Source organism: Bradyrhizobium commune, from assembly GCF_015624505.1.
Classification (GTDB): Bacteria; Pseudomonadota; Alphaproteobacteria; order Rhizobiales; family Xanthobacteraceae; genus Bradyrhizobium; species Bradyrhizobium commune.
In genome coordinates, this window is sequence record NZ_CP061379.1 from 6721330 (window position 1) to 6735170 (window position 13841).

12 protein-coding genes are annotated in these 13841 nt (G+C 65.2%); 11 read left to right on the forward strand and 1 reads right to left on the reverse strand.

Translation table 11 applies throughout. From position 1 onward, the window contains the following. The first annotated feature begins 152 nt into the window (after positions 1-152). The 9 genes from uvrC (at position 153) to IC761_RS31570 (ending at position 8952) form a co-directional block, all read left to right on the forward strand. On the forward strand, positions 153-2228 hold the full coding sequence (gene uvrC, locus IC761_RS31530; RefSeq protein WP_195800529.1) for an excinuclease ABC subunit UvrC: 2076 nt from the start codon (positions 153-155) through the stop codon (positions 2226-2228). Positions 2229-2333: 105 nt separating this feature from the next. After that, positions 2334-2951 carry a CDP-diacylglycerol--glycerol-3-phosphate 3-phosphatidyltransferase gene (gene pgsA / locus IC761_RS31535; RefSeq protein WP_195800530.1) on the forward strand — a complete coding sequence of 206 codons (618 nt, stop codon included), beginning with the start codon at positions 2334-2336 and terminating at the stop codon, positions 2949-2951. Further along, a complete protein-coding gene (gene moaD / locus IC761_RS31540; protein WP_195800531.1) occupies positions 2948-3199 on the forward strand; it encodes a molybdopterin converting factor subunit 1 in 252 nt (83 codons plus the stop codon). The genes pgsA and moaD overlap by 4 nt, the downstream gene beginning before the upstream one ends. 3 nt (positions 3200-3202) lie before the next feature. Next, positions 3203-3685, forward strand: a complete 483-nt coding sequence (locus tag IC761_RS31545; RefSeq protein ID WP_195800532.1) for a molybdenum cofactor biosynthesis protein MoaE — start codon at positions 3203-3205, stop codon at positions 3683-3685. Then, positions 3685-4644 carry a 50S ribosomal protein L3 N(5)-glutamine methyltransferase gene (prmB, locus tag IC761_RS31550; RefSeq protein WP_195800533.1) on the forward strand — a complete coding sequence of 320 codons (960 nt, stop codon included), beginning with the start codon at positions 3685-3687 and terminating at the stop codon, positions 4642-4644. Before IC761_RS31545 ends, prmB begins: the two co-directional genes overlap by 1 nt. A 92-nt stretch (positions 4645-4736) precedes the next feature. After that, positions 4737-5324 (forward strand): phage holin family protein, encoded by a 588-nt coding sequence (locus IC761_RS31555; protein ID WP_195800534.1) that lies wholly within the window; start codon positions 4737-4739, stop codon positions 5322-5324. 1 nt (position 5325) lies between these two features. Then, positions 5326-6456, forward strand: coding sequence for a YihY/virulence factor BrkB family protein (locus tag IC761_RS31560; protein WP_195800535.1), 1131 nt, complete (start codon positions 5326-5328; stop codon positions 6454-6456). A 153-nt stretch (positions 6457-6609) separates the two neighbouring features. Then, entirely contained in the window at positions 6610-8082 is a 1473-nt protein-coding gene (locus IC761_RS31565; protein ID WP_195800536.1) for an EAL domain-containing protein, read from the forward strand. Positions 8083-8097: 15 nt separating this feature from the next. Next, a complete protein-coding gene (locus tag IC761_RS31570; protein WP_195800537.1) occupies positions 8098-8952 on the forward strand; it encodes a TIGR01459 family HAD-type hydrolase in 855 nt (284 codons plus the stop codon). Between the two features lie 63 nt (positions 8953-9015). Here the strand turns inward: IC761_RS31570 and IC761_RS31575 are convergent, their stop codons facing one another. Next, positions 9016-9411, reverse strand: coding sequence for a response regulator (locus tag IC761_RS31575; RefSeq protein ID WP_027551917.1), 396 nt, complete (start codon positions 9409-9411; stop codon positions 9016-9018). Positions 9412-9638: 227 nt separating this feature from the next. Here IC761_RS31575 and IC761_RS31580 point away from each other — a divergent pair, with 227 nt between their 5' ends. After that, on the forward strand, positions 9639-10610 hold the full coding sequence (locus IC761_RS31580; protein WP_195800538.1) for a bifunctional riboflavin kinase/FAD synthetase: 972 nt from the start codon (positions 9639-9641) through the stop codon (positions 10608-10610). Between the two features lie 220 nt (positions 10611-10830). Continuing rightward, complete coding sequence (gene ileS, locus IC761_RS31585; protein ID WP_195800539.1) at positions 10831-13839, forward strand: isoleucine--tRNA ligase; 3009 nt, start codon at positions 10831-10833, stop codon at positions 13837-13839. Positions 13840-13841 lie beyond the last annotated feature (2 nt).

The following is a 13841-nucleotide window of genomic DNA, read 5'->3' on the forward strand; positions in this document are numbered from 1 at the left end:
TTATCGAGAGTTTTAAGTTAAAGGCCTGTTAAGACCCGTTACCGCGCTCTTAACAGACTTAAGGAAGCGTTACCGGGAACTGCGACCGTCATCCTGTGTGTGCAGCATGGCCGGAACTTCAAATCGGTACCCGCAGCGCCTAAATTCGCATCATGGTTCACGATTCCACCGACAACCCGGATGACGCACGCGCACGGAAATCCCGGCGCGACGTGACCCCGGATGCTCCGTCCCAGGAGACACTCCAGCAGACGGCGGCGCCCGACCTCGATCCCGCCACCAATGGCGGCGACGACGAGGACGATGCGCGGCTGCCTGAAATCCTGGAGGAGAGCGGCGCGGTCGGCGAAGGCCCGCTGGCGACCGGCCATGAGGCGATCGAGCGTGCGGTCCGGCTGGCGCCGACTTCGCCGGGCGTCTATCGCATGCTCAATGCGAACGCCGACGTTCTCTATGTCGGCAAGGCCAAGAACGTCAAAAAGCGCCTGTCCAACTACGCGCGGCAGAGTGCGCCGCAGCCGGCGCGCATCCTGCGCATGATCGCGGCCACGGTCACGGTCGAGATCGTCTCGACCACGACCGAGACCGAGGCACTGCTGCTGGAAGCCAACCTCATCAAGCAGCTGCGGCCGCGCTTCAACGTGCAGCTGCGCGACGACAAGTCGTTTCCCTACATCCTGATCACCGGCGACCATTGGGCGCCGCAGATCCTGAAGCATCGCGGCGCGCAGACCCGCCCCGGTCGCTATTTCGGCCCGTTCGCCTCCGCCGGCGCCGTCAATCGCACCATCACGGCGTTGCAGCGCGCGTTCCTGATCCGCTCCTGCACAGACTCCTTCTTCGAGAGCCGTACCCGGCCCTGCCTGCTCTACCAGATCCGCCGCTGCGCCGGCCCCTGCACCCGCGAGATCGACTTTCCCGGCTATACGACACTGGTGCGCGAGGCGACCGACTTCCTGTCCGGCAAGAGCCATGCGGTGAAGCAGGAACTCGCGGCCGAGATGGAGAAGGCCTCCGGCGAGCTCGAATTCGAGAGCGCCGCGCTCTACCGCGACCGCCTGGCTGCACTCTCCGCAATCCAGTCGCAGCAGGGCATCAATCCGCGCACGGTGGAGGAAGCCGACGTGTTCGCGATCCACCAGGAAGGCGGCTTCTCCTGCGTCGAGGTGTTCTTCTTCCGCACCGGACAGAACTGGGGCAACCGCGCCTATTTCCCGCGCGCGGAGAAGACGTATACGCCGGAAGAGGTGCTGGGCTCATTCCTTGCCCAGTTCTACGACGACAAGCCGCCGCCGAAGAACATCCTGCTCTCGCACGAGATCGAGGAGGGCGAACTGCTTGCCAATGCGCTCACGATCAAGGCCGGCCGCAAGGTCGAGGTCACCGCGCCCAAGCGCGGCGAGAAAAAGGAGCTGGTCGCCCACGCGCTGACCAACGCGCGCGAGGCGCTCGGCCGCAAGCTGGCCGATACCGCGACGCAAAGCCGGCTGCTCGACGCGATGGCGACCACGCTCAACCTGCCACATGCGCCGAAACGCATCGAGGTCTACGACAACAGCCACATCCAGGGCACCAATGCGGTCGGCGCAATGATCGTCGCCGGCCCGGATGGCTTCGTGAAGAACCAGTACCGCAAGTTCAACATCAAGTCGGAAGGACTTACGCCCGGCGACGATTACGGCATGATGCGCGAGGTGCTGGAGCGCCGCTTCAAGCGCCTGATCAATCCGCCCGAGGAAGGCGTGGCCAAGGCGAAGGACGACGACTTCCCGCAATGGCCTGATCTCGTCATCATCGACGGCGGCCGCGGCCAGCTCAACGCGGTCCGGGACATTTTTGCAAATCTCGGCCTGACCCAGGTGTCGCTGATGTCGGTCGCCAAGGGGCCGGACCGGGATGCCGGCCGGGAGACCCTGTTCATGCCGGACCGCGAGGCGATCAAGCTGGAGCCGCGCGACCCCGTGCTCTACTTCATCCAGCGCCTGCGGGACGAAGCCCACCGCTTCGTCATCGGCTCGCACCGCAAGCTGCGCAAGAAGGACATCCGCGAGGCCGGTTTGCAGGAAATTCCCGGCATCGGCCCGTCGCGCAAACGTGCCTTGCTGCACCATTTCGGAACGCTGAAGGAGATCGAACGGGCCTCGATCGCCGATCTTGGCAAGGTTCCGGGGGTGAGCGCCGAGAGCGCCCGCAGAATTTTCGAGTATTTCCATCCCCAGCCGGGATGAACTAAAGAGGCCCAGAAGAACCATGGTCATATGGTCGTCGCATCCTGCCCGTCATTTGTGAGCGGGACGGTTGACCTTCAGGCTGCCGGGGTATTGGTAAGACGGATGAACATCGCCACGACACGAGGGACGACCAGCCGCGCGATGTCCCTCCCTAACATCCTGACCTATGGCCGGATCGCCGCGATCCCGGTCGTGGTCGGATGCATCTATGCGCAGTCGATCATGGACTATCCGCTGTGGCTGCGCTGGGTCGCGGTCGCGATCTTCATCGGCGCAGCGGTGACGGACTATCTCGACGGCTATTACGCGCGGATCTGGAATCAGCAATCGGCGTTCGGTCGGATGCTCGACCCGATCGCCGACAAGCTGCTGGTCGCCTCCTGCCTCCTGATGCTGGCCGCCGACGGCATTATCCATGGCTGGTCGCTGTGGGCTGCCATCGTGATCCTGTGCCGCGAGATTCTGGTCTCGGGCCTGCGCGAATATCTCGCCGCGCTCCGTGTCAGCGTGCCCGTGACCAAGCTCGCCAAGTGGAAGACCACGGTCCAGCTCGTCGCCATCGGCTTCCTGCTCGCAGGTCCCGCCGGTGACGAGGTCGTTCCCATGGTCTCGCTGATCGGCCTCGTCCTGCTATGGGCCTCGGCAATCCTGACCATGTACACCGGCTACGATTATTTCCGCTCCGGCATCCATCACCTCATCAAGGAGGATGAGGTATGAAGCTGAAATACTTCGCCTGGGTGCGCGAGCGCATCGGCATGGCCGAGGAGACTATCGAGCCACCCGCCACGGTGCGCACCGTGGAGGAACTGATCGCCTGGCTGTCCGGCCGCGGCGAGGCCTATGCCTATGCGTTCGAGAAGCCGAAGGTGATCCGCGCCGCGATCGACCATGCCCACGTCCGGCCAGACGCCGCGATCGCCGGCGCCCGCGAGATCGCGTTCTTTCCGCCGATGACCGGCGGCTAGGCCATGACCTCTCCTGTCACCACCTGCCCCGTCACCATCCGCATCCAGGACGACGATTTCGACATCGCGCGCGAGATCGCGGTGCTGACCAAAAGCCGCACCGACATCGGCGCGGTCGTGAGCTTTTCCGGCATCTGCCGCGCCGACGAGGACAGTTCGAAGATCTCGGCGCTCACGCTCGAACATTATCCGGGCATGGCGGAAGACGAGATCAAGCGCCATGTCGATGAAGCCGTCTCGCGCTGGCCGCTGAACGGCGTCACCATCATCCATCGCGTCGGCCGGTTCATGCCGGGCCAGAACATCGTGCTGGTGCTGACCGCCTCGCAACATCGCAAGGCGGCGTTTGAGGCGGCCGAATTCCTGATGGACTATCTCAAGACCAGCGCTCCGTTCTGGAAGAAGGAAGAGAGCGCCACCGGCACCGGCTGGGTCGAGGCCCAGGCCCGTGACGACGAAGCCGCCGCACGCTGGACCCGATCCTGATGGCAAGAGCTGTGAAGAGAACCGCGCGGAGCCGCGCCGCGCCAAAACTCGCCAAGGTCGGCCGTGGCGAGCTGCTGACGCTGATCGATTTCGTCCGCTATGCGGTGAGCCGCTTCGTCGAGGCTAAGCTCGCCTTCGCCCACGGCACCACCGATCCGGTCGCGGAAGCGGTCTTCCTCGTCTGCGAGGCCCTGCACCTGCATCCCGACCAGTTCGAGATCTTTGGCCATGCCTGCGTCACCGCGGCGGAAGGCAGGACCCTCCTCGATTTGATCCACAAGCGCGTCACCACGCGCAAACCGGCCGCCTACCTCATCAATAAAATCTACATGCGCGGCCTGCCCTTCTATGTCGACGAGCGCGTCATCGTTCCGCGCTCCTTCATCGGCGAGCTGCTGGACTCTCATTTCGGCGGCGACGGCGAGACCGGCTCGCTGATCGACGACCCCACGGCCGTCGAGCGCGTTCTCGATCTCTGCACCGGCTCGGGGTGTCTCGCGATCCTCTCCGCGCATCATTTCCCGAACGCCACGGTCGATGCCGTAGACATTTCCAAGGGCGCGCTCGAAGTCGCCGCGCGCAATGTCGGGGAGTACGGGCTGGATGAGCGGATCACGCTCCATCGCGGCGATCTGTTCGCACCGCTCGGCGATAACAAATACGATCTGATCATCACCAATCCGCCTTACGTCGACGCCGAGGGCATGGCGGCGCTGCCGCCGGAGTGCCGGGCCGAACCAAAGCTCGCCCTCGACGGCGGGCCCGACGGCCTCGAGGTGGTCCGCCGCATCCTGCGCGATGCGCCCGACCATCTCACGCCGGACGGCGGCCTGATCTGCGAGATCGGCCGCGGCCGCGAGCTGCTGGACGAGGCCTTCCCGGAGCTGCCGCTGCTCTGGCTCGACACCGAGGAGTCCGAGGGCGAAGTGTTCTGGATCGCGGCCGCCGATCTCGGCTGATTCGACGCGGCAGCTGCGCCCCGCGCGGAACAAGTCAAATTCCGCCACGTTCATCCCCCGACGAACTTTTCTCGCTCTCGGAGGATGTCCGCATGCTCGCGCCGTCGGGCGAATTGCTGCGCGCCGGCGTGGCGCTGAAACTCAACCACCTCAAGCGCGCCACCCAGTCGTATCTGCGCGACCGCACCAATCAGGCCACGGGACGCGCGACCTCTTATGCGGTTGCGGCGGGACTGTTCGCAGCGGCAGGGCTGTTCCTGATCGCGACGTTCTTCGTCGGCCTGATCGCCCTGTACCGCTGGGTTGCGATCACCTACGGACAATTCTGGGGGTTTGGTGCCGTCGCGGCCGTGCTCCTGGTGCTCGCCACATCCTGCGCTGGCCTGGCGATGGCCCAGATCAACCGCAAGACAAGGCCGATCGTGCCGCTTGCCAGCCGCATGCGCGTTGCGATCGCCACGCCGCGGATTCCGCGCGGGACGGTCAAGCAGGCGGCGAAAGAGGTCGCGACGGCAATTCCGCTGGCGCCGCTCGCGCCGGGCGAGCGCGACCATGGCGGCAACGCCAGATCGGCCCGGACCAACCGCCCTGTGCAGCTTGGCCTGATGCTGGCCGCGATCGGATTGCTGGGCTTCGCGGCCGCGCGCCGGCGGCGCCATCGACATGGACTGGACGCCTGACATGCGGACGCGGCACACCGAGCCGCTCGACAGCTGGCTGCTGGTCGCCGCGACGGCGGTCTTGGTACTGACCGCAGAACGCTATTTTCAGGAGTCCGGCTTCATCCGACCCGGGCCTCCGCAAGACCGTCGCAACAACGAAGCAAACTCCCCGGAGGCGAGCCCGGCAGGCGCGGCGATGCAGCCCGGCCATGGCCGGTGCTCGAGAAGCCCGTTCGCAATCCCCTGGCCGGGCTGGAAGGATATCTTCTGGCGCACCTACCAGCGCGTCGACGACGATCGCCTGCTCGCGACCGCTGGCGGCGTCGTCTTCTTCGGGCTGCTCGCGATCTTTCCCGCCGTGACCGCGCTGGTCTCATCCTATGGCCTGTTCGCCGATCCCTCGACAATCAGCGCCAATCTTCAGACGCTCGCGACCATGCTGCCCGAAGGCTCGTTCCAGATCGTCGAGGATCAGGTCGTGCGCGTGGTCTCGAAAGGCAATACCGCGCTCGGGACCACCTTTCTGTTCGGTCTTGTGCTCGCAATCTGGAGCGCCAATGCCGGCGTCAAATCGATCTTCGACGCCCTCAACGTCGCCTATGAGGAACGCGAGAAGCGCAGCTTCATCAAGCTCAACCTGATTTCCCTGAGCTTCACGGTCGGCGCCATCGCCGCGCTCTTGCTGATGGTCGGCGCCGTGGTCGCCTTCCCGCTCGCACTCGATCACCTCGGCATCGCGCCCGAAAGCAAGCTGATCGTGGCGCTCGCGCGATGGCCCCTGCTGCTCGCGATCCTGCTGGCGGCGCTTGCCGTCCTCTACCGCTTCGCGCCCAGCCGCAACGCACCACGCTGGCAATGGCTGAGCGTTGGCGCGGTGACGGCCGCCCTGCTCTGGATCGCCGGGTCGGCGCTGCTGTCCTGGTATCTCTCGGCCTTCACCAATTACAACGCGACCTATGGCTCGCTGGGGGCGGCGATCGGCCTGATGACGTGGATGTGGATGTCGGCGATCGTCATCATGTTCGGGGCCGAACTGAACTCGGAGATCGAGCGGCAGACCTTGCGCGACACGGCGACGGGGCGCCCCAGGCCGCTCGGCAGCCGCGAGGCGGTGTCGGCGGACACGGTCGGCACCGCCGCGCCGTCCTGACGCCGGAGCACGCGTGCTCGCGACCACTATCCCCTCGAATCAACAATGATGTTAGGGTGATTGCTGCTTGGGGAGCATGAGGCGCGACGGGTTCGAATTGCGACCCGTGTTTTCCCGGGTGAGGCAGTCGGCTCTTGAGGCGTAACGCGCGGCATGATTCGCATTTCGACGATCTTCATCGCCATCTGCATGGTTCTGGTCGCAGCCTCGCTCGGGCTGGTGCTCTACTCGGTCGCCGGCATCAGCGGAACCGAATCCGCGATCGTGGCGCTGACAGCGCTGACGTTCCTGATCCTCTACAACGCCGTCTCGATGCGGTTGCGCGACCGCACCGACGTCGGCGGCCAGATCGCCGATCTGTCGCGCGGCACCGCCGACCTCGCCCGCCAGGTGGCCGAGTTCGGCCGCCGGTTAGCTGCGATCGAGGGGCGCATCGCCTCGTCCAACTCGACCAATTCCGACCGCATCCAGTCGGTGGTCGGTGAGATCAACGAGCTTGGCGGGCTGGTCAGGCAGCTTGCCGCGACCGTATCGACCCATGAGGACCTCCTGGCCGGCGGCGCGCCGGCGTCCGCTCCAGCCGAGAAACCGGACTTGAAACCGGACCTGGACGCCCCGATCGATCTGATCGCTACCGCTGACGAACGGCCGGCGGCCCCGCCACCGCTTCCTGTCGCACTGCGGCCTGCCCCACCGGTCCAGACCGCCAATCCCGTTCAGACGGCAGGCGGACGCAACCAGACCCAGCTGCTTGCGACACTGCGCAACGCCATCGACGAGAACCGCGTCGATATCTTCCTCCAGCCGATGGTGACGCTGCCACAGCGGAAGGTGCGCTTCTACGAGGCGGTGACGCGCGTGCGCGACGAGCGCGAGCAGTTGATCGCCGCCGAGGAGTTCATCAGCATTGCGGAGGCCTCCGGCCTGATCGGACGCATCGACAACATGGTGATGCTGCGCTGCGTGCAGGTGCTGCGCCGGCTGATGGTCCGCAACAAGGACGTCGGCGTGTTCTGCAACGTTGCGGCCTCCACGCTCGGCAACTCCACCACCTTCGCGCAATGTCTCGACTTCCTCGAAGCCAACCGGGCGCTGGCGCCGTCGCTGGTGCTGGAGTTCAAGCAATCGACCTTCCGCGGCCTCGGTCCGGTGGAGACCGAGAATCTCGCAGCGCTCGCGCAACGCGGTTTCCGCTTCTCGATCGACCATGTCACGGACTTGAGGATCGAGCCGCGCGAGCTCGCCGACCGCGGCGTGCGCTTCATCAAGGTACCTGCGTCCCTGCTGCTCGACCCGAAGCAGACCTCGACCTCGGACATTCATCCGTCCGACCTGTCCGATCTGCTCGGCCGCTTCGGCATCGACCTGATCGCCGAGCGGATCGAGGGCGAGCGCGCGGTGGTCGACCTGCTCGACTATGACGTGCGGTTCGGCCAGGGCTTTCTGTTCGCGCCGCCCCGGCCATTGCGGCCCGAGGGGGCATCTGCTACCGGCGGGGCCGCGCCGAACCAGGCGCAGGACATTCAGGGATCCAATGGCTCCGCTTCCACCAACCCAGGCGCGACGTCTGGCGCCGCTCCATCACAGCGCATCACCGGCAACGCGGCGCTCGCGCGCCGGATCTGATCGGCCCCACGCATCATGACCACGCTGCATTTCGCCGAAACCCTGCGCGAGCTGGTGGGCGGGGTCGACGTCGTGCTCAGCGACATCTGGGGCGTGGTCCACAACGGTCTGGAATCCTTCCCCGAGGCTTGCGAGGCGCTGCACACCTATCGCAGCCGCGGCGGTACGGTGATCCTGATCACCAATGCACCCCGCCCGGCCGACTCCGTGCAACGGCAATTGCGCAAGCTCGGCGTCGCCGATGAAACCTATGACGCGATCGTCTCCTCCGGCGACCTGACGCGGCTCTATGTCGCCGACCATCCGGGACGGAAAATGTTCTGGCTCGGCCCCGAGCGCGACAACTCGATCTATCGCGGTCTTGATGCGAAGACCGCTCCGCTGGAGGAGGCCGACTACATCGTCTGCACCGGCCTCTACGACGACGAGACCGAGACCGCGGAAGACTATCGCGGCATGATGCTGAAGGCGCGCGAGCGCAAGCTGACGCTGGTTTGCGCCAATCCCGACATCGTGGTGGAACGCGGCGACCGGCTGATCTATTGCGCCGGCGCGATCGCCGAGCTCTACCGCGAGCTCGGCGGCGAGGTGATCTTCTACGGCAAGCCGCACCGGCCGATCTATGAGCGCGCGATGCGGCTCGCCGGCGAACGCCAGGGCCACATGATCGACCGAAAAAAGGTGCTGGCGATCGGCGATTCCGTCCGCACCGACTTAACCGGTGCGCGCGAGTTCGGCATCGACTGCCTGTTCGTCACCCGCGGCATCCATTCCGAGGAGTTCGAGGGCCTCGACCAGCTCGACCCGGCCTCGGTGATGGAATTGTTCGGCCATCCGCCGAAGGCGCTGATGCGCGAACTGAAGTGGTGAGCAAACGCAAAAAGCCCGGGACAAGCCCGGGCTTTCCAAATTCACCTGAAGGCTTGATCGCGCTTACGCGCTGGCCATATCCGGGAAAACCGCCTCGATCTTGGTCTTCAGCGTCGCCGCGTTGAACGGCTTGACGATGTAGTTGTTCACGCCGGCCTTCTTGGCCGCGATCACGTTCTCGGTCTTGGATTCCGCCGTGATCATGATGAAAGGCGTGGTGGCGAGGTTCGGATCCGCGCGCACTTCGCGCAGCAAATCGTAGCCCGTCATCGGCTCCATGTTCCAGTCGGAGATCACGAGCCCGTACTTCTTGCCGCGCATCTTGTTCAGCGCCGCCGAACCGTCGCTGGCATCATCGATATTATCGAAGCCAAGCTGCTTCAGCAGATTCCGGATGATACGGATCATGGTGCTGTAGTCGTCCACCACCAGAACCGGCATCGACAAATCAACCGCCATCTCGACTCCCCCAACGCATACCCAGGAATATTTACGATCGGACCCGCCAGGCCGGGGCCCGCAGTTCCACGTTCCAAGGACTAGCACCAAGGCGTTAAACAGCGCGTTAACTGGGACAGCCTTCGAAGAATGGAAATCGCGCCCGATGCGGTCGCTCCCCCCGCTTGACTTCATCGGGCAGGTCAAGCCACGGTCCGACCGGTCCCGCCGGCTCGAGAATTCCCCTGATGGCCCCGCAATTTACCGTTATCCGCGATACCACGCCGGATTCTGCGATTTTAGGGGGCGCCGTGGTCGCCATGGGCAATTTCGACGGGGTCCATCTCGGCCACCGGGCGGTAATTGCGGCAGCCCTGGAAATGGGCCGGGCGCATGGCCGCCCTGCGCTTGCATTGACCTTCGAGCCGCATCCGCGCCGGTTCTTCAGCCCGAACACCCCGCAATTCCGCCTCACGGACGAGCGCGCCAAGCTGCGGCTTCTGGCCGGGACTGGGCTTGCCGGCGCGGTGGTCATGACGTTCAACAAGGCGAGAGCCGGGACTTCCGCGCAAGATTTCATTCACCATGACCTGATCGGACGCCTCGGCGTCAGCGGCATCGCGGTCGGCTACGACTTCCATTTCGGCAAAGGTCGCGTCGGCTCGCCGAGCCTCCTGGTCAATGAGGCGCCCCGGCTCGGCATCGAGGTCGATGTGCAGCCGCACATCGATATCGACGAGCGCCCGGTCTCCTCCAGCGCGATCCGCATTGCGCTGGCCGAAGGCCTCCTCGACGAGGCCACCACCATGCTGGGCGGCCCCTGGTTCATTACTGGAGACGTGATCCATGGCGAGAAGCGCGGCCGCGACCTCGGCTATCCCACCGCAAACATCCGCCTCGATGCCAATTGCGGGTTGAAGCACGGCATCTATGCCGTGCGGGTCGGCCGCGGCGCCGAGCGGCTCAACGGGGTGGCAAGCTTCGGCCGCCGACCGACCTTTGATAATGGCGCGCCGCTCCTGGAAATCTTCCTGTTCGACTTCAAGGGCGACCTTTACGGCCAGGCGCTGGACTGCGCCTTTATCGGCTTCATCCGTGAGGAGCAGAAATTCGACAGCCTGGACGCCCTGATCCGCCAGATGGACGACGATTCCGCCCGCGCCCGCGCCATGCTGGCCGCCGCCCCGGAGGCGTATCCGCGGCTCGGGGCGGTCGATTGAAGGCCTGAAACGGCCCCCGTCGGGCCTTTGCGCTTCTACCTTTTGCGCTTCCCTTGGCCCCCTGCTATGGAGAGCCCATGTTTGCGCGGCGCATCATAGGGATTAGCGGCCCGGCTTCCGCCTGAGCCATTCGGCTCGGCGCAAGACCGGGATTTTGTCGTTTCACCCCGCGATTCCGCATCGCCGCCTGTTCCCGCGCCATTCCGAGCCAGTCATCCCCATGTCCGAAAAGCCGCAAAAGTCCCAAAAGTCTGAAGCCAAAGACTATTCGAAGACCCTGTTCCTGCCGCAGACCGACTTCCCGATGCGCGCCGGCCTGCCGCAGCGCGAGCCGGAGATCCTCAAGCGCTGGTACGAGATCGGCCTCTACGAGAAACTGCGCGAAAGCGCGAAGGGCCGCGACAAGTTCGTGCTGCATGACGGACCGCCCTACGCCAACGGCAACATCCATATCGGCACGTCGCTGAACAAGATCCTGAAGGATCTCGTCACCAAGAGCCAGCAGATGCTCGGCTTCGATTCCAACTACGTGCCGGGCTGGGACTGTCACGGCCTGCCGATCGAGTGGAAGGTCGAGGAGGAGCATTATCGCAAGAAGGGCAAGCAGAAGCCCGACTTCCGCGACAGCACCGCGATGATCGATTTCCGCAAGGAGTGCCGCGCCTATGCGACGCACTGGCTCGACGTGCAGCGCGAGGAGTTCAAGCGTCTCGGCGTGATCGGCGACTGGGCGCATCCCTACGCCACCATGAGCTATCCGGCCGAAGCCCAGATCGCGCGCGAGCTGATGAAGTTCGCTGCCAACGGCACGCTCTATCGCGGCTCCAAGCCCGTGATGTGGAGCGTGGTTGAGAAGACCGCGCTGGCCGAAGCCGAGGTCGAGTACGAGGACTACACGTCCGACATGGTCTGGGTGAAATTCCCGGTCACCTCACCGGCGCATGGCGCGCTCGCCGCCGCAAGCGTCGTGATCTGGACCACCACGCCCTGGACGCTGCCGGGCAACCGCGCCATCTCGTTCTCGTCGAAGATCGCCTATGGCCTCTACAAGGTGACGGACGCGCCCGCCGACAATTGGGCCAGGACCGGCGACCTCCTGATCCTCGCCGACGCGCTCGCCGAAGAGGTGTTCAAGCAGGCGCGCGTCACGTCTTACGAGAAGGTGCGCGACATCCCCGGCGACACCATGGACGCGATCGAATGCGCCCATCCGCTCAAGGGTCTTGCCGGCGGCTACGACTTCATCGTGCCGCTGCTGTCCGGCGATCACGTCACCGACGACACCGGCACCGGCTTCGTGCACACCGCGCCGAGCCACGGCCGCGAGGACTTCGACGTCTGGACGGCGAATACCCGCGAGCTCGATTCCCGCGGCATCAACAGCGCGATCCCCTACACCGTCGACGAGAACGGCGCCTATACCGACCACGCGCCGGGCTTTGCCGGCAAGCGCGTCATCAACGACAAGGGCGAGAAGGGCGATGCCAACGAGGCCGTGATCAAGGCCCTTATCGAGAGGGGCATGCTGCTCGCGCGCGGCCGGCTCAAGCATCAATATCCGCATTCCTGGCGCTCCAAGAAGCCGGTGATCTTCCGCAACACGCCGCAATGGTTCATCGCGATGGACAAGGACATCGCGGTTGAAGGCAAGACCAGGTCCGGCGACACGCTGCGCGCCCGCGCGCTGCACGCGATCTCGGTGACGCAATGGGTGCCGCCGTCCGGCGAGAACCGCATCAACGGCATGATCGAGGCGCGGCCCGACTGGGTGATCTCGCGCCAGCGCGCCTGGGGCGTGCCGATCGCCGTGTTCGTGCGCGAGACGGGCGACGGCTCCGCCGAGATCCTCCAGGACGAGGCCGTCAACACCCGCATCGGCGACGCCTTCGAGAAGGAGGGTGCCGACGCCTGGTACGCGACAGGCGCACGCGAGCGCTTCCTCGGCTCACGTGCCAACGAGGACTGGCAGAAAGTCGACGACATCCTCGATGTCTGGTTCGATTCCGGCTCGACGCACGCCTTCGTGCTCGAAGACCCCGTGCACTTCCCCGGCCTTGCCGGCATCAAGCGCAAGGTCGACGGCGGCAATGATACCGTGATGTACCTGGAAGGCTCGGACCAGCATCGCGGCTGGTTCCACTCCTCGCTGCTGGAAAGCTGCGGCACCCGCGGCCGCGCGCCCTATGACGTCGTGCTGACCCACGGCTTCACTCAGGCCGAGGACGGCCGCAAGATGTCGAAGTCGCTCGGCAACACCATCGAGCCGCAGGCCGTTATCAAGGAATCCGGCGCCGACATCTTGCGGCTCTGGGTCGCCGCCAGCGACTACACCGACGATCAGCGCATCGGCCCCGAGATCCTGAAGAACACGGTCGAGACCTACCGCAAGCTGCGCAACACCGTGCGCTGGATGCTCGGCACGCTGCATCATTTCAAGCCGGCCGACGCGGTCGCGCCGGCCGAAATGCCAGAGCTCGAACGGCTGATGCTGCACGAGCTCGCGCTCCGCGCCGAGGCGATCGACAAGGCCTACGAGACGTTCGACTTCAAGAGCGTGGTGGCGACGCTGTCGGCGTTCCTGAACAGCGAACTCTCCGCGTTCTATTTCGATATCCGCAAGGACACGCTCTATTGCGATCCGCCGTCGTCGCTGACGCGCAAAGCGGCGCTGACGACGATCGACATGCTGTGCTCATCGATCCTGAAATGGCTCGCGCCGGTGTTGAGCTTCACCGCGGAGGAGGCGTGGCGGATGTATCGGCCCGATGCCGAGCCCTCGGTGCATCTGACACTGTTCCCGGAGGGGGTTGAAAAGCTCCGTGACGAAAAGCTCGCCGCGAAGTGGGAGACGATCCGCAACGTCCGCCGCGTCGTCACCGGTGCGCTCGAGCTCGAACGCGCGGCCAAGAACATCGGCTCGTCGCTGGAGGCCTCGCCAGTGATCTATGTCGCCGATCGCGACATGCTGGCGACGCTTTTTGATGTCGATCTTGCCGAAATCTGCATCACCTCGAACTACGAGGTGCGTGAGGGCGAGCCGCCGGCGTCCGCGTTCCGCCTCGATGCCGTGCCCGGCGTCGCCGTGGTGGTGGAGAAGGCGGTCGGCACCAAATGCGCCCGCTCCTGGAAGATCTCGCCGACGGTCGGCGAAGATCCTGAATACCCCGACGTCACCCCGCGCGACGCCAAGGCGTTGCGCGAATGGAAGGCGCTGGGGGGGGCGGTCTGATC